The organism is Pseudomonas sp. 65/3-MNA-CIBAN-0223 (assembly GCF_040310425.1).
GTDB lineage: Bacteria > Pseudomonadota > Gammaproteobacteria > Pseudomonadales > Pseudomonadaceae > Aquipseudomonas > Aquipseudomonas gregormendelii.
Genome location: NZ_JBEOPV010000008.1, coordinates 132,147 through 149,420, shown reverse-complemented (window position 1 = coordinate 149,420; position 17,274 = coordinate 132,147). Strand labels below are relative to the sequence as shown.

The following is a 17,274-nucleotide window of genomic DNA, read 5'->3' as shown; positions in this document are numbered from 1 at the left end:
TCGGACGATCTTTTGATCTCAATCGGGTTGAATCACCCTGAAACTGGCCTGCACCGCAGGCTCACGCCGAATCATGCGCTTCATCTTCCACTCAAACGCCAGCGTCAGGCTCACCGCCGCACACGCCAGGCCCAGCGCCAGGCCCCACCACACGCCCGTTGGGCCCCAGTCAAGATGGAATGCCATCCACCAGGCTGCCGGCGCACCAATCAGCCAATAGCAGGCCAGTCCAACCAGGAAGGTGGTCTTGGCATCCTTGAGCCCGCGTATGCAGCCCATGGCGATGGTCTGCGTGCCGTCGAACAGCTCGAACCAGGCGGCGACCGCCAGCAGGCTCACTGCCAATTCGATGACCGGGCGGAACGCTGGATCATTATGGTCCAGGAACAAGCCAATCAATTGATGCGGCAGCAGCCAGAAAACCATCGCGAAGCCGAGCATCGCCGCCGCTCCGAACACAATACCAACCCGTCCCGCCAGCCGTGCATCCAGCAGTTGCCCGGCACCGTAGTGCTGGCCGATGCGCATGGTGATCGCATAGGACATGCCGGCCGGCACCATGAACGCCACCGAAACGATCTGCAGGGCAATCTGGTGCGCACCCAGTTGCGTACTGCCCATGGTGCCCATGCACAACGCCGCGAAGGCAAACAGCCCGACCTCCACCGCGTAGGTGCCGCCGATGGGCAGGCCCAGCCGCCACAGCTCCTTGAGGTACTGACGGTTGGGCCGCGACAGGCCTTCACGCAATGGATAAGCGTCATACGCCCTATGCCGCCGAATATGCAGGGCCAGCGCCAATGCCATCAGGTTGGCGACGATGGCCGTGACCAGCCCTATCCCCACCAGCCCCATCCTGGGCAGGCCGAACATGCCGGTAATCAATGCATAGTTGAGCAGGAAGTTCGCCACCGTGCCGGCGAGGCTGATCACCATCACCGGCGTCGCCCGGCCGATCGCACTGGTGAAGCCGCGCAGGGCCATGAAGCTCAAGTAGCCGGGCAGGGCGAACGGCAGGATCATCAGGAATTGCCCGGCCATATGGACGTTGCTTTCGGTCTGGCCGAACAGCAGCAGCACGGGCTTGAGGTTCCACAGCAACAGGCCGGCGGCCAGTGCCATCAGCCACGCCAGCCACAAACCTGCCTGGGTCAGCCGGGCGGCGCCAACGATATCGCCCGCACCCTGACGGATAGCCACCAGGGTGCCGACTGCCGCAATCACCCCGATGCAGAAAATCGACACAAAAGAGTAGGTGGCCGCCCCCAGGCCGCCGCCGGCAAGCGCCTCGGGGCTGATGCGCGCCATCATCAAGGTGTCGGTGAGGACCATCAGCATATGCGCCAACTGCGAGGCAATCAGCGGCCCCGCCAGCCGCAGGATGGCCCAGAGTTCAATACGCGCTGGATGCTTCATGATCATCACGCTCGGTTTTCAGAGGGAACAGTAGACCGTCGATTTTCGGCGCTCTGGAGGATTTCCACAAAGGGATAAAAAGGATGGATGGCATGACTAAAACTCATCATGGATGAGTTTCTGCTAAGTTGTGGCGATTGCGCTTTAGGAGCTTTCTGGATGTCTCGTCGTCTTCCTCCGTTGTATGCCCTGCGTGCCTTCGAAGCGGCCGCTCGCCACAGTTCGTTTACCCGTGCCGCGCAAGAGTTGTCGATCACCCAGAGCGCGGTCAGCCGGCATATTCGTACGCTCGAAGAGCACTTTGCCTGCCGATTGTTTCACCGCAGTGGCCGCAACCTGCAACTGACCGAATCGGCCCGGTTGCTGCTGCCCGGCATCCGCGAGGGCTTCACCGCCCTGGAGCGGGCGTGCAACACCCTGCGCGCCGAAGACGACATCCTGCGCATGAAGGCGCCTTCGACCCTGACCATGCGCTGGCTGCTGGCGCGCCTGAGCCGCTTCCGTCACCTGCAACCGGGCAATGAGGTGCAGCTCACCAGCGCCTGGATGGACGTCGACTCGGTGGACTTCAACGACGAGCCCTTCGACTGTGCCGTGCTGTTGAGCAACGGCCATTTCCCACCTGACTGGGAGGCCAGTTATCTGTTCCCCGAAGAACTGATCCCGGTCGGTGCGCCGAACCTGCTGAGCGAGCAGCCTTGGGACGTGACGCGCCTGGCCAATACCGAACTGCTGCACCCCACACCGGACCGCCGCGACTGGCGCAACTGGCTGGAGCGCATGGGGCTGGCCGAACAGGTGTCGCTCAAGGGCGGGCAGGTGTTCGATACGCTGGAGCTGGGCATGATCGCCGCCGCCCGTGGCTACGGGGTTTCGATGGGCGACTTGTTGATGGTGGCCGAGGATGTCGCTCAGGGGCGCCTGAGTTTGCCGTGGCCGACTGCCGTCGCCAGCGGTGAGAAATATTACCTGGTCTGGCCGAAAACCCGGCCCGGCGGAGAACGGATGCGCCGCCTCAGTGACTTCCTGCAGGGCGAGGTCAGGGCCATGGAGCTGCCGGACGTGGAGCACCTGAGCTGAATCGATAGAGCCTGTGCAGCGACAGGCTCCGGCAATATCCCGGTAATCGGCTCAAGTATTCAGGTTTACCGCCGAAGAGATGCAGGTGGAACCTTCGTGCAGGTTCGACGTAACCCCCATTATTAGAAATGTCGCTGAGTGTGCAGCCCGATCAAGGAGGATTCGGACGCTTGGCCAGGAGCTGTCATGTCTCAACCTCGCGCCCGCATCGCCTCCCAGCTGGGTATCGCGCTTGCCGTGATACTGGCGATCGTCATCAGCTGCAGCACTGTGTTTGCCCTGCGCTCGCTGGACACCGCCAACCTTGCCACCCGCGAGGAACACCTGGCCAGCGAAGCAAGGCTGCTGGCCGATCAATTGAGCACCTTCCACGGTACGTTGCGTGAGAGTACCCAGCGCCTCAGCGGCTTGTTCGAGAAGCGCTTCAGCGCGGGACTGAGTCTGCACCCGGAGCAGCCGGTGACGGTCGCGGGCGTGCAGACCGCGGGCTTGCACCTGGGCAGCGAAGTGCTGAACAACAACTTCCAGGAAGTGGACGAGTTCAAGCAGATGACTGCCGGTGTTGCCACGTTGTTCGTGCGTAACGGCGACGACTTCATCCGGGTCAGCACTTCCCTGAGCAAGCAGGACGGCACGCGCGCCATTGGCACGCTGCTCGATCACGCGCACCCCGCTTATGCGCGCCTGATGGCGGGGCAGGGCTACGTCGGCCGGGCCCTGTTGTTTGAACGGTCCTACATGACTCAGTACACCCCCGTACGCGACAGCGGCGGCAAGGTGATTGCGGTGCTGTTTGTAGGATTCGATTACACCGACGCGCAGAACGCGCAATTTGCCAATCTCAAACGCTTCCGCATCGGCCAGACCGGCTCCCTGGCGTTGCTCGACGAACAGGGCAAATGGCTGGTGCCGATTGCGGGCGTGCAGGCGTTGGAGCAGGCGGCGCCGACCCTTGCCGCGCTGGCAAAAACGCCTGGCAAAGGTGAGTTCTGGAGCGACAAATCCGAAGACTTTTACAGCGTCGCCGTGCCGTTCGAGGGTGGCCCATGGTCGGTGGTGGCGAGCATGCCCAAAGCGGAAATTCGCGCCGTGACCTGGAGTGTCGGCAGTCAATTGGCGATAGGCAGCCTGCTGGCCATGCTGATCGCCGTGGGTGCGGCGGTCTGGTTGTTGCGCAGCAAGCTGGCGCCACTGAGTGATCTGGTGCGTCAGGCCGAGGCGCTGGGCGCGGGGGATCTGAGCGTGCGCCTGAATGTCTCGAGCCACGACGAAATCGGCCAGTTGGCCCGCGCCTTCAACCAGATGAGCCAGGCCCTGTCGACCATGGTCGAGCACATCCGCAAAGCTTCGCAAGAGGTCAACAGCCGTGCCCAGGCCTTGTCTGGTTTGTCCGGTGGTGCTTACGAAGGCATGGAGCAGCAGTCGGGCGAGATCACCAGCATGGCAGGTGCGGTGGAGGAATTCAGTGCCACTTCCCTGAACATCGCCGACAACATGGGCAGCACCCAGCTGCTGGCTCAGGAAAACGCACAGCAAACCCGGATCGGTCGTACGTCGATGGACGAAGCGTCTTCGTCTCTTGAACAAATTGCGGGCGCGCTGAACAGCACGGCGACGGTCATCAACACACTGGGCCAGCGCTCTCAGGAAATTGGCGGCATCGTCGGGGTGATCACTTCGATTGCCGAGCAGACCAATCTGCTGGCACTCAACGCGGCCATTGAAGCCGCCCGCGCCGGCGAGCAAGGCCGGGGCTTTGCGGTGGTGGCCGATGAAGTGCGCAATCTGGCTTCCCGCACTCGCCAGGCAACCGATGAAATCTCGCTGATGATCCAGAGCATCCAGCAGGAAACCGGCAACGCCATCAGCACCATGGAGCAGGGCAAGGTACTGATGGAGGAGGGCTTGTCGCGCAACGCCAATGTCGCCTCGGCCCTGGCGCGTATCGATGAGCAGAGTCGCTCGGCTGGCCAGCAGTTTTCGGCGATCACCACGGCCACCCAGGAACAAAGCAGCACCGCGACGTTGCTCAGCAGCAACCTGCAAAGCATTGCGCTGGCCAACAGCGAGCAGCGCGAGGTGGTGTCGCACCTGGCCGTGACGGCCAAGGAACTGGAGAGCCTGGCGGCGGAGTTGCGGCAGGAGGTTGACCGGTTTCGTTGAGGTGTTCCGGCTATGGTAATCGCGAGCAGGCTTGCTCCCACAGGTGTGATTGGCGTTCACAAGTTCTGCGTCCACCGACACTCCTGAGTAGGCGTGAGCCCGCTCGGTTTTATCAAGACATAGGGCCATTGTTGGTTTTACGCTTGATGAATCGTTTCAGCCGGTCTATAAAAATGGCACAACTCCAAGAAAGGCTTGTGCCATGACTCCGCTCAAACTCGTCGTCGCCCTCGGCGCGCTGTCCGCTGCCTCCCATGCCATGGCGTGGGACTATGTTCTGCTCGACTCCGACAAAGCGGCCGCCAACTGGTCAATCACCAGTCAGCAACTCGGGGTGAAGACCGACAAACCCTTCTCCGTGACCCTGCGTACCTTGCATGGCGGTCGGCAAGAGGGCGTCAGCATCGTCGACATTGATAACGGCATGCTCAAGCTCTCGGTGGTACCGACCCGCGGCATGAACGTCCTCCAGGCCTCGGTGGGGTCTGTGCGCATGGGCTGGGATTCGCCGGTGAAAGAGGTGGTCAACCCGGCCTTCATCGAACTCAACGGTCGGGGCGGGTTGGGCTGGCTGGAAGGTTTCAACGAACTGGTGACCCGCTGCGGTTACGAATGGGTCGGCCACCCTGGCGTGGACAATGGCGAGTTGCTGACCCTGCACGGCCGCGCCGCCAACATTCCGGCCAGCAAAGTCACCTTGCACATCGACGAAAAACCGCCTTACGCCATCAGCCTGCGCGGTGAGTTGAAAGAGCAGGCGTTCAAGAAAGTCGACTTCTCCGTCGCCACCGAACTGGTCACCGAACCCGGCAGCGTGCGCTTCAGCCTCAACGACACCCTGACCAACAATGGCGACTATCAGAAGGAATACCAGGCGCTCTACCACAGCAACTTCAGTACCCCGTTCCTGGAACAGGGTGCTCGATTCGCTGCGCCGGTAAAACAGGTGTCGCCGTTCAACGACAAGGCCAAGGGTGAACTGTCGGACTGGCAGACCTACCGCGGGCCGACCAAGGACTACGACGAGACGGTCTACAACGTGGTGCCGTATGCCGATGCAAAAGGCGACACATTGACCGTGCTGCACAACAAGGCCGGCAGCCTGGGCGTCTCGGTAGGTTTCAACACGCAAACCCTGCCCGTGTTCTCCCTGTGGAAAAACACCGATACCCAAGGGCAGGGCTATGTCACCGGACTTGAGCCAGGCACGAGCTTTTCCTACAACCGCCGGTATCAACGACCACTGGGCCTGGTGCCGACGATCGCGCCAAACGAGCAGAAACAGTTCCGCATCAGCTACAGCCTCTTGGCGGACAAAGGGGCGGTGGATCAGGCGTTGAAGCGGGTGAGCGAGATTCAGGCCGGGCGGGAAACCGAGGTGCGGCAGATGCCGTTGGTGGATCTCACCAAGGAGTAAATCCGTTAGTTCGTGGCCGGACGATACTGTAGCGCCTCAGCCAGATGCTCTCGCGTAATGGCATCAATCTGCTCAAGGTCCGCCAACGTGCGCGCCACCTTGAGCAGCCGATGGGCCGAGCGTAGCGATAGGGTCAATCTTTCGCAGGCGGATTCCAGCCAGGTTTCATCGGCTGTGGATAACTTGCAGTGTATGCGAAGGCCTGGCAGGTCGAGAAAGGCGTTGGCGCAGCCCTGGCGCTTGTGCTGCCGTTCCCTGGCGTCGGCTACCAGCACTGCCGCGCTGGCGGAGTCATCGCCGGGTTTCGCTGAAGGGTTCAGCGCTGTAGCTTCCCGCGCCACGGTCAGGTGCAGATCGATGCGGTCCAGCAGCGGGCCGGACAGTTTGTTGCGGTAGCGCTGGACCATGTCCGGGGTGCATGAACACTTGCCCGTTGGTTCGCCAAGATATCCACAGGGACAGGGATTCATCGCCGCGACCAGTTGAAAGCGCGCCGGAAAACGCACGCGATCCCTGGCCCGGGAAATCACGATATGGCCGGACTCCATAGGCTCACGCAACACTTCCAAAACCCTGCGATCAAACTCCGGTATTTTGCTGTTTGAGACGTTAATCACAAAAAGTTGTCAAAAATACGGTGATCACCTCCGCTGTGATTAGTCGAGTTTCGCGTTCGGTGTTGGCGCTGATTGAAAACTGACCCACCCTGCCGATTGAAAATTGACCCAGGGCGGATTGCTGTTTTTTGTCCCAGCAATTGTGAATAAGCTTAGCAGTAGTGTCCCGGTTGAACGGTCATCGAGCCCCACCGCATAAAGGCATGCGGCAGGGTGTTTATGGTGCAGATCAAAACGGTTCATCGTCCTCGATACCATCTTCGTCCTTGCGCTTTCGTTCACGTGATTTGATCTTTGTCTGCGCGGCCAGCGTGCTGTGTTGCAGGCGGTAGGACTCGTTGCCCGTTTCGACGATGTGGCAATGGTGTGTCAACCGATCCAGCAACGCTGTGGTCATCTTGGCGTCGCCGAACACACTCGACCATTCCGAGAAGCTGAGGTTGGTCGTGATCACAATGCTGGTGTGCTCGTACAGCTTGGACAGCAAGTGAAATAACAGCGCGCCACCGCTCTGGCTGAAGGGCAAATACCCCAGTTCATCGAGTATCACCAGGTCTGTCCGAAGCAGCCCTTGAGCGATTCGGCCACTCTTGCCGTCGTACTTTTCACGCTCCAGCAGATTGACCAGATCCACTGTGGAAAAGAAGCGCACGCGTTTGTTATGGGTCGTGATTCCGGACACGGCCAGGGCGCTGGCCAAATGTGTTTTGCCGGTTCCGGGCCCGCCGATGAACACCACATTCTGCGCGGTCTCTGTGAACTCCAAGCTCGACAGATCTTTGACCAGACGGGCATCTGCGCTGGAGGCGCTAAAGTCGAAGCCAGCCAAGTCACGATGCATGGGTAGTTTGGCCATGCTCATCTGATGGTTAACCGAGCGTACGGCGCGATCTGCTTGTTCTTGTTGGAGCAGATGTTCGAGCAGCCATTTCGACGACGCCGTCGAGGCCTCTCCTTGAGAAGCCAGCTCTTCCCAAGCGCTGGCCATGCCATGCAGACGCAGCTCTTTGAGTTCCGCCATTAGGTCACGCATTGCGATTCTCCTCATCGGTTGTACGGAGCCGGTCGTAGCGCGCTGTATTGGCGACAGGCGCTACCTTGAGTTGCAGGCTGGTTTCTGCGGAAGGAGGTGGTGCAGTAGAGGTCAGTCGAGCTAGAACATTCAGGATGTGATCGGCGCTCAGGCTTCCCGACTCAAGCACCAGTTCTACCGCCACGAGCACCGGGTCGAGACCGGCGATGGGCACAGCAGCCAGTACCTGCGTCATGATTCGATCACCGTTGCTGTGACGTCTCAGGCCCCGCTTGAGAAGCTGTAACGGCTTGGGCAGATCGGCAAACGGCGCGCCATTGCGCAGCGCACCGGGTTTGCGTTCGATGAGTGGGATGTAATGCTGCCAGTCAAAACTGACCTGATCTCGATCAAACAGACGCTCGTGGCTGGCGATCATCGTTTCATCGGCGATGACCACGATCCGAGAAGGATACAGACGGCTGCTGACCCACTGGCCGACTCGCTCACAAGGCACCGAATATCGATTTCGCGCCACGCTGATCAGGCAGGTGCTGGAGACCCGTACGGTGCGCTCGACGTAGCCATCAAAAGCCGTCGGCATCGGCATCATTTCGACCCGCTCCAGCTCCAAGACCTCTGCCACCGTCAGCCCGTTGTACTGCGGATGCACCAGCTCGCTCCAGAGTGCACGACAGCGTTGGCCGAGCCAGGCATTCAATTCTTCGAAGGTGTGAAACATGCAGTCTTGAGCGTCGAGCCAGATGCGTCGTCTGCTGTCTTGCACGTTCTTTTCAACGATGCCTTTTTCCCAGCCCGAGGCGACATTGCAGAAGTCCGGATCGAACAGGTAGTGCGCGCACATCACGGAAAACCGGGCATTGACCGTGCGGCCTTTGCCCTTGTTAACCTTGTCGACAGCCGTTTTCATGTTGTCGTAGATGCCGCGACGTGGCACCCCACCTAACGCACCGAACGAGCGCGTATGGGCATCGAACAGCATCTCGTGGCCTTGGCTGGGATACGCAACCAACCAGAACGCGCGACTGGCGCACAGCTTCATGTGGGAGACCTGAATGCGTCGGAACAGGCCGCCGATCAGCAGACCTTCTTCGCTCCAGTCAAATTGAAAAGCCTCACCAAGTGCAAACGTCAGCGGTACAAAGGCACGTAACGATTTGCCTTGCTCACCGTGCCACGAGCGGATGAAGGCTGTGAGCTGGCTGTAGCCGCCGTCATAACCCTGGGCTTTGATCTGCTCAAAGAGTGCTTTGGCGCTCCTGCGGTTGTGCTTTGCCCGAAACGAATCAGCCTTCAGCGCCTGCTCCAGCGTCTCGTGGAATGGGCTGAGTTTGTTGAAGGTAGCGCCCCGCTGGTACGCCGGCTGAGTGGCTTCGGGTGCTCTGACCCATTTTCGGATGGTGTTTCTCGACAGCCCGGTACGCTTGGCGATCTGGTGCAGCGACAGCTTGTCGCGAAAGTACATCCTCCGAATTTTCCCCAACATTTCCATGCTGATCACCCTGTGTTCTCCTGCTCGGAAAGTGAGCAGAAGTAGTTGAACACCTGGGTCAGTTTTCAGTCGGCAGAACAGCCTTTACTGGGTCAGTTTTCGGTCAGCGGCAACACGCGTTCGGGTCAGGTGAGATGCAGGTTTCCAAGAAGCTCGTCACCTCTCCGAAGTCAGGTACATCTATTCCGCGCTCATTTCCATTTCCGGACTTAAAGTGCCTAACCATGCGACAAGACAAATTATGACGACTGCCATTGAAAACTCGAGTGTCATGCTGCGGCGCAAAGCATTGACCGCGGCAGAGTATTCTCCATTTCGAACTGAACGCTCCAATACCGGACTTAGGTGAAAGCGGTTCAGCGTGGCTAACACGATCATCCCGGCAAAGAGCAGGACCTTCAAAAACAGCAGTACACCGTACGTAGTGAGCATCACTTCATCGAGATTTGGACCGATGACAAACAGGTAATTCACTACGCCTGTGATGCTTATAATCACTACGATTACAGCGCCGGCCGATTCAAAACCAGTCAGCACCCGTGCAAGAATTCGAGCTTCTTGTTCGCCCTTTAGCGATTTCAACCGCAGCAGTAGAGCGAATGCCAATAGAGCACCCAGCCAGCCACCTGCGGCTAGAAGATGGAATATATCGGTGATGAAATGCCAGTAGCGTCGGCTGCCTTCATCCATGGCGCCGTGCCCTGTCCAAGCCAACGTCGCCAACGCAATCGCTCCGCATACGGTGACGATCCAGAGACTGGGTGTCGGAAATCGCTTATTCAACGCGACGCCAATAATTGCCAACACCAAGGCAGCTATTCGGACCATCCAGGTCAACCCGACGTCGGTCCCCATGAGGACCATTTCAAAAATATGGTGATGTAGCTCCATAAGCTCCGACACACCGCTCATTGCTTTCGCAAGCAACAGCATGGCGACAAGGGATAGAGCTACACCTGCAACAGAAGTACCGTAAAGAAGCGACTCAAAATTCAAGACCGTGCCCGATACTCTTTCCTTTCCCCTGAGGCTGTACAAGCCGAAAATTGCCAATCCGAATAACAACATCAGGTCGAAATAAAGAGCAAAGCGAACCACAATATTTATTGAGTCGCTCATAAATCATTTCACTTTAAATGAGAAGTTGCCGGTGATCGGGTGAGTATCCGAGGAGACAGCACGCCATTCGACTTTGTAGGTACCGGTGGTCAGAGGTGCTGCCGGTGTAATCACCATCGTTTTCGGATCACCGCCACCAGCGACGGCGGCCTTAACACCCATTGGGGAGTTCGGCATGCCAGGCATATCGGTCATGATCAGTTTTGCACCGGAAAACTGAGTGGTGAGATTCTCAGAAAAGTGCAGTTCAATTTTCGAAGGGGCCGCCGCATTCGAGCCTTCTGCCGGAGTCGAAGAAAGGAGCTTTGGATGTGCTTGAACAACTGCACTCAGAAGCAAACCAGCGGTAAGTGCAACAGCTACGGTCGTAGTTTTAAGGAATGACATGCAAGGCTCCTCACAGCAAGAGCTGTTGATTCGAGGTTTGTTTGGGAATATCTAGTTTTTACTTTTCGATTCTTGTTAAAACCACTGATGATTAGCTAGTAGCCTCCTTGTTCTAGGGCAGGGTGAACACGAGAAACTCACTAGGCCCCAACGTCACAGTGCAAGAACACGATGCCACACGAACGCAAACTGTTCGATTACATTTCAGTCAGCTTGACGCGGGTGCTTGGCCGCGAATTGGCGGGCGTAGCGGGATTTAAAGACGAGACCGCGTGCCCGCGATACCAGGGTTTTCACTCATTCAAAAATAACGAAAGTGGACGCTGGGCGCAGGCTGAGAGATCGCCGTTGATCACAAATGCGCCGTTGATCAGCTGACCTTCAAGTCAACACTAGGAAACTCTAGATGGAAGGCCGTTTTTCCACTAAAGGACGTACACCATATCTTGCCATCATGCGCTTCAATTATTGATCGTGTAATCGACAGACCTAGCCCCGCGTTGCTTGGACTGCCTTCTCGCCGAGCTGGGTCCACGCGGTAAAAGCGATCGAACAGCTTTTCAAGGTGTTCGGGAGCAATGGGCTCTCCATGGTTCTCCACAACGACCAATACCGACATCTCCTTCTGCTGAATATCGACACTGATGGACTTCCCTTCATAGGTGTAGCGCAGCGCATTTGAGAGCAGATTAGAAATGGCTCTGTGGAGCATAAGAACATCGCCTCGAACACTGCCCCTTCCTGAAACCGTGAGCTCAATACCTCGCTCATCAGCCAACAGGCGGTAGTATTCGAGCAATTTCTCTACGACTTCCACCAGGTCTATCGGTTTGTTCTCGTGCGTGATCAGACCATTGTCAGACTTCGCCAGAAAAAGCATGTCATCAATCATTCGCCCCATACGCTTCAAATCATCAAGATTTGAGTACAGATTGTCTTCGTAGTCCTCGATATTCCTTTTTCTAGAAAGCACCACTTCCGTGTGGGTCATCAAGTTGCTGACGGGGGTCCGCAACTCGTGAGCAATGTCCGCAGAGAAATTCGATAAGCGAACAAACGCATCGTCCAACCTAGATAACATTGCGTTGAATGACAGCACCATTTGCTGAAGTTCTTTGGGAACCGGTGCTAATGGAATTCGTTCTTTGAGTGATTTAGCTGACATTGAGGCCGCGACCTGAGTGACTTGGCGAATAGGCCGCAGGCCACTGCTTGCAACCATCCAGCCCAGCGCCGCACTGACCAGCGCGCTGATCACCAGCCCTATCCAAAACCATCGCTCTAGCGTCTCGAAAAAGGACATGTGCTGAGTAACGTCAAAGATCAACATGACAGTCAATGGCTTGTCTTGCCCCGTCACAACGGCTTGTGCTGTCACGCCACGGAACATCTGCTCTTGATCTCGCCACTCCCAGACGTTGTTGTTTGGGATTGTGCGGAATTCCTCCGGAACATCGACGGGGCCGGGATCAGCAAACAGTATTTTGCCGCCGCCATCGATTATCAGGGCAGTCAAATCACGGTGAGCGCCAAGCAGCGCCTCCAGCTCAGGCTTAACATCACTGAATTGATCAATGCTGTTCAACCCCGTTAGAATTCTTTGAGTCGAATGGAGTTTTTCGTTCAGCGCCTGCTGATCCAGCATCTTGAAGTGATGCCGGCTGAGGTTATTGAAACTGAGTCCGGCAACGGTGAGAACGGCCGTTACCGCGAGCATGAACATCAGACTCATGCGAGTCGTCAGGGACATCCGGTTCATTCCGACTCCGAATCAGGTGCGTCGAGCATGTAACCCATTCCCCTTGAGGTATGAATCAACTTGACCTCAAAGTCGTCATCTATCTTGGCTCTCAACCTTCTCACTGCAACCTCGATAACATTGGTATCGCTGTCGAAGTTCATATCCCAAACCTGGGAGGCGATAAGTGACTTTGGCAGCACCTCCCCTCGACGTCGTAGCAACAGCTCAAGCAACGCAAACTCTTTGGCCGTAAGGTCTATGCGCTTACCTCCACGAATGGCCCGACGCTTGAGCAGGTCCACCTCCAGATCAGCCAATTTCATATAGGTTTGCGAGGGAGCGCCGTTACCCCGACGCAGCAATGTTCTGACGCGAGCCAACAGTTCAGAAAATGCGAAGGGTTTGATCAGGTAATCATCTGCCCCGAGTTCAAGTCCTTTCACTCGATCCTCAACGCGGTCCCGCGCCGTGAGGAAGAGCACGGGAACATCTTTTCCGGATGCACGAACCTTCTGAAGTACTTCCCAGCCATCCAGCCCGGGCATCATGACGTCTAAAATCAGCAGGTCATAGGCCTCGCTCAAAGCGTGCTGTAGCGCCACTTTGCCATTGGTAAAGCGATCCACATTGAACCCCGCCTCCGTGAGTCCTTGTTGCAAATAGATACCTACTTTGGGTTCGTCTTCAGCAACCAGAAGTCTCATGAGGGTGGCTCTCGGATAATGATGAAGCGCAGTCTGCAACGAAACACGCCAGCCAACCAGCAACTGACAGAAAAGTAATATTGGCTTCAGGTAGATGTCAGCGAGCGCTGTCTAGGGTTCAAGCATGAGTACTTCCTGGTGCTCGACCGACTCTTCAGCATGAAACGTTTGGGAGCCGGAAAAATCATTCCATAAGGAGTTGCCCCCATGAATCGCCTGAAAATGCTGTTTTTTGTGAGCTCAATACTCGTCTCAGCTTCTGTATGGGCTGAAAGTGGCGGAGACCGGGTGATAGAGCGTATGGAAGGCCTGCGCGACAGGGCTGAAGCCGTACTGATTCAAGCTGAAAAAGCCCCTGAAGGACAACGTCATGTCCACATGGCCGAGCATATGAAGATGCTCGGCGACATCATGAGCCAACTCCATAAAGATCATCCAGACGCCTCAATGTCACCCCAGCAGCACCTGACCTGGATGGAAAAACACGACAAAATTGTCGACGACGTTCTGAGTCAAATGCAACGCGAGCACAAGCTGATGCTTTCAGAGAACCACCAGTGAGCAACTCGCTGGAAAGAGCTTTTTAAACAGTCTTGTTGAATGCGGCGTCATCTGGACGCCGTATTTATTTCGAAAACTGACGGAAATGTAATGTTCAGGTCAGTTAACTGGCAGCTCCGCATCATTAGCATAGCCGGTGCTTCCCACTTACTCCCGAGGTCACCATGAAAGCTAAGCTCGTTACCCCAGTCATCGCAGCAATCACCCTGCTATTCGGTGCAACGGCCATGGCCGGCGTAGGTCATGGGAAAGAGGACATCGGTCGTCCTGGAGTCGCCTCTGAGGTTACCCGTACGGTGGAGGTTGAGATGGGTGATCTTTTCTTCAAGCCTGAAAGCATCGACGTAAAACCTGGTGAAACCATTCGATTTGTCCTTCACAATGAGGGTTTGATGCTGCACGAGTTCAACATCGGCAAAGCCGCTGCTCATGCAGCGCACCAAAAAGAAATGGTAAGCATGCTCCAGAACGGGACGCTGACCCCCACTGGTACCGGGAAAGCGATGAGCGACATGGGCCACAGCATGGGTGGAATGAAGATGGTCGGAATGGAACACAACGACCCGAACAGCATCCTGATCGAGCCAGGCGCAACCCAGGAGTTAATCTGGACCTTCAACAACAGCACTGGGCTTCAGTTTGCCTGCAACATGCCGGCGCATTATCAATCGGGGATGGTCGGTCAGTTTGACCTGAAATAAGCCAGAGCTGGCTGCTAACACCGCTTCGATACAAGAGTTGGCTACGCTCTGTCGCAGAGATCACAGCAATGCTCACACAGTGGGGTATAGATCATGAATAACCATCAGCATCCGGATGGAAACACCACCGCCCCATTTTGGAGGCGCAAAACAGGCGTTGTACTGATCATGCTTATTGCGATTGGTGCCTTTTACGTTTTGCGGGAGCATTTCAGCCACGTTTATCCATTTTGGCCTTATCTGATTCTGTTGATCTGTCCATTGATGCATTTTTTTGGACATGGACATGGCGGACATAGCCATGGCGATCAGACAGCAACCAACAAGGACGAAAAAGGGAAATAGCCATGCCTACCATATCGAGCCACCACGAACACAGTCACGCCCATGCTGCTCCGCTCAATGACGATGATCTGCGTGACCCGGTGTGCGGAATGGCAGTCACTTCACCAAGTAAATTTGGTGAGTCTTATCAGGGACAGGCATATCAATTTTGTAGCCTGAAATGCCAGGAGAAGTTTCGAGCTGATCCTGAACGCTTCAGCGGTAATGTTTCGAGCGCCGAATCCCGCGTCACCACTCCAGATTCTGCGGTACAAACAGGCACTGAGTTTACCTGTCCGATGCACCCGGAAATACGCCAGTCCGGACCCGGCAACTGCCCTAAATGTGGCATGACATTAGAGCCGGTCATGCCCGCGCTCGATGAAGAAGAAAATCCTGAACTCCGGGATTTCGCCCGCCGCTTTTGGTGGTCGCTGCCATTAACCGTGATAGTGACCGTGCTCGCCATGGCGGGACACTCGTTACAACTCCTCCATGGCTCGATCCAAAACTGGATCGAGTTCGCTCTGGCGACACCGGTGACTTTATGGGCAGGTTGGCCCTTTTTTGTAAGGGGCATAGCCTCTATTAGAAATCGCAGTCCAAACATGTGGACTTTGATTGGTTTGGGTACCGCCGCAGCCTACCTTTACAGCGTCATGGCAACGTTCTTACCCCAAAGCTTTCCCGCTACCTTTATGCAAGATGGACGTATCGGCGTCTACTTCGAAGCCGCTGCGGTCATCATCTCGCTCACCTTGCTTGGGCAGATTCTTGAGCTCAAAGCCCGATCGCAAACCTCCGCCGCCATTAAGTCCCTTCTCGGCCTGTCGCCCAAGACCGCACGCCGGATCAATGCCGATGGACAGGAAGAAGACATTCCTCTCACCCATGTCCACCTTGGAGACCATCTGCGGGTCAGGCCTGGTGAAAAGGTGCCAGTTGATGGCTCAGTACTGGAGGGTGAAAGTGCGGTGGATGAGTCCATGCTCACTGGCGAGCCAGTGCCGGTAATGAAGAGAGCTGGAGATAGCCTGATCGGCGCCACGCTGAATACACATGGGAGCTTGGTAATGGAGGCGCAGAAGGTCGGCGCCGAGACCATGCTGTCACAGATCGTACAGATGGTCGCTCGGGCTCAGCGCTCCAAAGCACCAATGCAACGAATGGCCGACTCGATTGCCGGCTACTTTGTGATGGGTGTTATCGCGATTGCGATACTGACATTTGTTGGTTGGGGGCTTTTTGGCCCTGAGCCCAGCTGGGTGTTTGGTCTGATCAACGCTGTCGCCGTGCTGATCATCGCTTGCCCCTGTGCGTTGGGTCTTGCTACACCCATGTCGATCATGGTTTCGACAGGTAAAGCAGCTAGCATGGGTGTGCTGTTCAGGGATGCCAGTGCCATCGAAAACCTTTGCAAGATCGACACGCTGATTGTCGATAAGACAGGCACGCTGACAGAGGGGCGGCCAGTGTTTCACAGTGTGGAGGCCACACCCAGATTCAATCCCCACGATGTTCTTCAGCTGGCTGCCAGCCTTGATCAGGGCAGCGAGCATCCCTTGGCTCATGCAATCGTCGATCACGCCCGAACCGAGAACATTAAGCTCACCAAGCCAGAATCCTTTGAGTCTGGTTCAGGTATCGGGGTCAGTGGCATCGTTGATGGCAAGAAGATCCAGCTGGGGAACACCGCGTTGATGGAAGCCGCAGGCGTGAGCACTAAGCCCCTACAAGAGCGTGCAGAGTTGTTGCGACTTGATGGCATCAGCATCATCTACCTCGCAGTCGACGGGGTATTGGCAGGGTTGTTGGCAGTATCAGATCCAATTAAGCCGACCTCCAAAGAAGCAGTCACCAAGCTCAAGGCTGATGACATCAAAATTATCATGGCTACTGGCGACGGGCTCACCACCGCTCGGGCTGTCGCCAGGGAGATGGGGATTGAAGAAGTCCACGGTGAAGTGAAACCTCAGGACAAGGAACGTCTGGTCGCAGACCTCCAGCAATATGGCAGGAAGGTTGCCATGGCTGGTGACGGTATCAACGATGCACCGGCCCTGGCGCGAGCAGATGTGGGCATAGCCATGGGGACAGGGACTGACGTGGCGATGAATAGCGCGCAACTCACGCTGGTAAAAGGCGACCTGATGGGGATTTTACGAGCACGGGCTCTTTCGGTCGCAACAGTAAAAAACATGCGGCAAAATTTGGGTTTCGCCTTTCTTTACAACTCAATGGGCATTCCTCTTGCCGCAGGCTTGCTCTATCCACTTACGGGACATCTCCTGTCGCCCATGATCGCTGCCATAGCCATGAGCGTGAGTTCTGCATCTGTAGTTTTCAATGCATTGAGACTGAGGAATACCCGAATTGACTGAGCTTCAAAATTGCAGCGCACTTGCCATGCGTTTGCATACGACCTGACCAGTCATTCGCATTTGACTGATCAGCGATTGAGAATTTGACCAACCAGACATCAAAGCTGAGGGGCTCATAACGACCCAAAGCGGTAAACC

14 protein-coding genes and 1 pseudogene are annotated in these 17,274 nt (G+C 56.5%); 7 read left to right on the top strand and 8 right to left on the bottom strand.

Annotated elements, in window-relative coordinates:
• Positions 1-18: 18 nt before the first annotated feature.
• Complete coding sequence (locus AAEZ09_RS11830) at positions 19-1,416, bottom strand: NorM family multidrug efflux MATE transporter (protein WP_045059320.1); 1,398 nt, start codon at positions 1,414-1,416, stop codon at positions 19-21.
• 159 nt (positions 1,417-1,575) lie between these two features.
• Here AAEZ09_RS11830 and AAEZ09_RS11825 point away from each other — a divergent pair, with 159 nt between their 5' ends.
• From AAEZ09_RS11825 to AAEZ09_RS11815, 3 genes are all read left to right on the top strand, one after another.
• Complete coding sequence (locus tag AAEZ09_RS11825; protein ID WP_045059315.1) at positions 1,576-2,496, top strand: LysR substrate-binding domain-containing protein; 921 nt, start codon at positions 1,576-1,578, stop codon at positions 2,494-2,496.
• A 186-nt stretch (positions 2,497-2,682) separates the two neighbouring features.
• A complete protein-coding gene (locus AAEZ09_RS11820) occupies positions 2,683-4,659 on the top strand; it encodes a methyl-accepting chemotaxis protein (RefSeq protein ID WP_350599559.1) in 1,977 nt (658 codons plus the stop codon).
• A gap of 202 nt (positions 4,660-4,861) precedes the next feature.
• Positions 4,862-6,076, top strand: a complete 1,215-nt coding sequence (locus AAEZ09_RS11815) for an aldose 1-epimerase family protein (protein WP_350599558.1) — start codon at positions 4,862-4,864, stop codon at positions 6,074-6,076.
• 5 nt (positions 6,077-6,081) lie between these two features.
• On the opposite strand, the pseudogene AAEZ09_RS11810 reads toward AAEZ09_RS11815, so the two are convergent.
• From AAEZ09_RS11810 to AAEZ09_RS11780, 7 genes and pseudogenes are all read right to left on the bottom strand, one after another.
• A pseudogene (locus tag AAEZ09_RS11810) lies at positions 6,082-6,672 on the bottom strand (ATP-binding protein); the annotation flags it as partial.
• Between the two features lie 250 nt (positions 6,673-6,922).
• A complete protein-coding gene (gene istB / locus AAEZ09_RS11805; RefSeq protein ID WP_200646038.1) occupies positions 6,923-7,726 on the bottom strand; it encodes an IS21-like element helper ATPase IstB in 804 nt (267 codons plus the stop codon).
• On the bottom strand, positions 7,719-9,218 hold the full coding sequence (gene istA, locus AAEZ09_RS11800) for an IS21 family transposase (RefSeq protein WP_282410479.1): 1,500 nt from the start codon (positions 9,216-9,218) through the stop codon (positions 7,719-7,721). The genes istB and istA overlap by 8 nt, the downstream gene beginning before the upstream one ends.
• Positions 9,219-9,398: 180 nt before the next feature.
• The gene (gene copD / locus AAEZ09_RS11795; protein ID WP_282410476.1) at positions 9,399-10,337 is read right to left on the bottom strand and encodes a copper homeostasis membrane protein CopD; all 939 of its coding nucleotides are present in this window, start codon (positions 10,335-10,337) and stop codon (positions 9,399-9,401) included.
• Positions 10,338-10,340: 3 nt separating this feature from the next.
• The gene (gene copC / locus AAEZ09_RS11790; protein WP_282410475.1) at positions 10,341-10,724 is read right to left on the bottom strand and encodes a copper homeostasis periplasmic binding protein CopC; all 384 of its coding nucleotides are present in this window, start codon (positions 10,722-10,724) and stop codon (positions 10,341-10,343) included.
• 370 nt (positions 10,725-11,094) lie between these two features.
• On the bottom strand, positions 11,095-12,483 hold the full coding sequence (locus tag AAEZ09_RS11785) for a heavy metal sensor histidine kinase (RefSeq protein WP_077750542.1): 1,389 nt from the start codon (positions 12,481-12,483) through the stop codon (positions 11,095-11,097).
• Entirely contained in the window at positions 12,480-13,169 is a 690-nt protein-coding gene (locus tag AAEZ09_RS11780; protein WP_350599556.1) for a heavy metal response regulator transcription factor, read from the bottom strand. The genes AAEZ09_RS11785 and AAEZ09_RS11780 overlap by 4 nt, the downstream gene beginning before the upstream one ends.
• A 207-nt stretch (positions 13,170-13,376) precedes the next feature.
• On the opposite strand from AAEZ09_RS11780, the gene AAEZ09_RS11775 reads away from it, so the two are divergent.
• The 4 genes from AAEZ09_RS11775 (at position 13,377) to AAEZ09_RS11760 (ending at position 17,136) form a co-directional block, all read left to right on the top strand.
• The gene (locus AAEZ09_RS11775; RefSeq protein ID WP_282410474.1) at positions 13,377-13,730 is read left to right on the top strand and encodes a co-regulatory protein PtrA N-terminal domain-containing protein; all 354 of its coding nucleotides are present in this window, start codon (positions 13,377-13,379) and stop codon (positions 13,728-13,730) included.
• 164 nt (positions 13,731-13,894) lie between these two features.
• On the top strand, positions 13,895-14,431 hold the full coding sequence (locus AAEZ09_RS11770; RefSeq protein WP_282410473.1) for a cupredoxin domain-containing protein: 537 nt from the start codon (positions 13,895-13,897) through the stop codon (positions 14,429-14,431).
• 93 nt (positions 14,432-14,524) lie between these two features.
• On the top strand, positions 14,525-14,776 hold the full coding sequence (locus AAEZ09_RS11765; protein ID WP_077750534.1) for a DUF2933 domain-containing protein: 252 nt from the start codon (positions 14,525-14,527) through the stop codon (positions 14,774-14,776).
• Between the two features lie 2 nt (positions 14,777-14,778).
• Positions 14,779-17,136 carry a heavy metal translocating P-type ATPase gene (locus AAEZ09_RS11760; RefSeq protein ID WP_282410472.1) on the top strand — a complete coding sequence of 786 codons (2,358 nt, stop codon included), beginning with the start codon at positions 14,779-14,781 and terminating at the stop codon, positions 17,134-17,136.
• Positions 17,137-17,274 lie beyond the last annotated feature (138 nt).

Excerpts from the sequence above, each read along its gene's own strand:
- copC (WP_282410475.1), bottom strand. The coding sequence starts at position 10,724 with ATGTCATTCCTTAAAACTACGACCGTAGCTGTTGCACTTACCGCTGGT.
- AAEZ09_RS11785 (WP_077750542.1), bottom strand. The coding sequence starts at position 12,483 with ATGAACCGGATGTCCCTGACGACTCGCATGAGTCTGATGTTCATGCTC.
- AAEZ09_RS11760 (WP_282410472.1), top strand. The coding sequence starts at position 14,779 with ATGCCTACCATATCGAGCCACCACGAACACAGTCACGCCCATGCTGCT.
- AAEZ09_RS11825 (WP_045059315.1), top strand. The coding sequence starts at position 1,576 with ATGTCTCGTCGTCTTCCTCCGTTGTATGCCCTGCGTGCCTTCGAAGCG.
- istA (WP_282410479.1), bottom strand. The coding sequence starts at position 9,218 with ATGGAAATGTTGGGGAAAATTCGGAGGATGTACTTTCGCGACAAGCTG.
- AAEZ09_RS11770 (WP_282410473.1), top strand. The coding sequence starts at position 13,895 with ATGAAAGCTAAGCTCGTTACCCCAGTCATCGCAGCAATCACCCTGCTA.
- AAEZ09_RS11830 (WP_045059320.1), bottom strand. The coding sequence starts at position 1,416 with ATGAAGCATCCAGCGCGTATTGAACTCTGGGCCATCCTGCGGCTGGCG.
- AAEZ09_RS11820 (WP_350599559.1), top strand. The coding sequence starts at position 2,683 with ATGTCTCAACCTCGCGCCCGCATCGCCTCCCAGCTGGGTATCGCGCTT.
- copD (WP_282410476.1), bottom strand. The coding sequence starts at position 10,337 with ATGAGCGACTCAATAAATATTGTGGTTCGCTTTGCTCTTTATTTCGAC.
- AAEZ09_RS11775 (WP_282410474.1), top strand. The coding sequence starts at position 13,377 with ATGAATCGCCTGAAAATGCTGTTTTTTGTGAGCTCAATACTCGTCTCA.
- AAEZ09_RS11815 (WP_350599558.1), top strand. The coding sequence starts at position 4,862 with ATGACTCCGCTCAAACTCGTCGTCGCCCTCGGCGCGCTGTCCGCTGCC.
- AAEZ09_RS11780 (WP_350599556.1), bottom strand. The coding sequence starts at position 13,169 with ATGAGACTTCTGGTTGCTGAAGACGAACCCAAAGTAGGTATCTATTTG.
- AAEZ09_RS11765 (WP_077750534.1), top strand. The coding sequence starts at position 14,525 with ATGAATAACCATCAGCATCCGGATGGAAACACCACCGCCCCATTTTGG.
- istB (WP_200646038.1), bottom strand. The coding sequence starts at position 7,726 with ATGCGTGACCTAATGGCGGAACTCAAAGAGCTGCGTCTGCATGGCATG.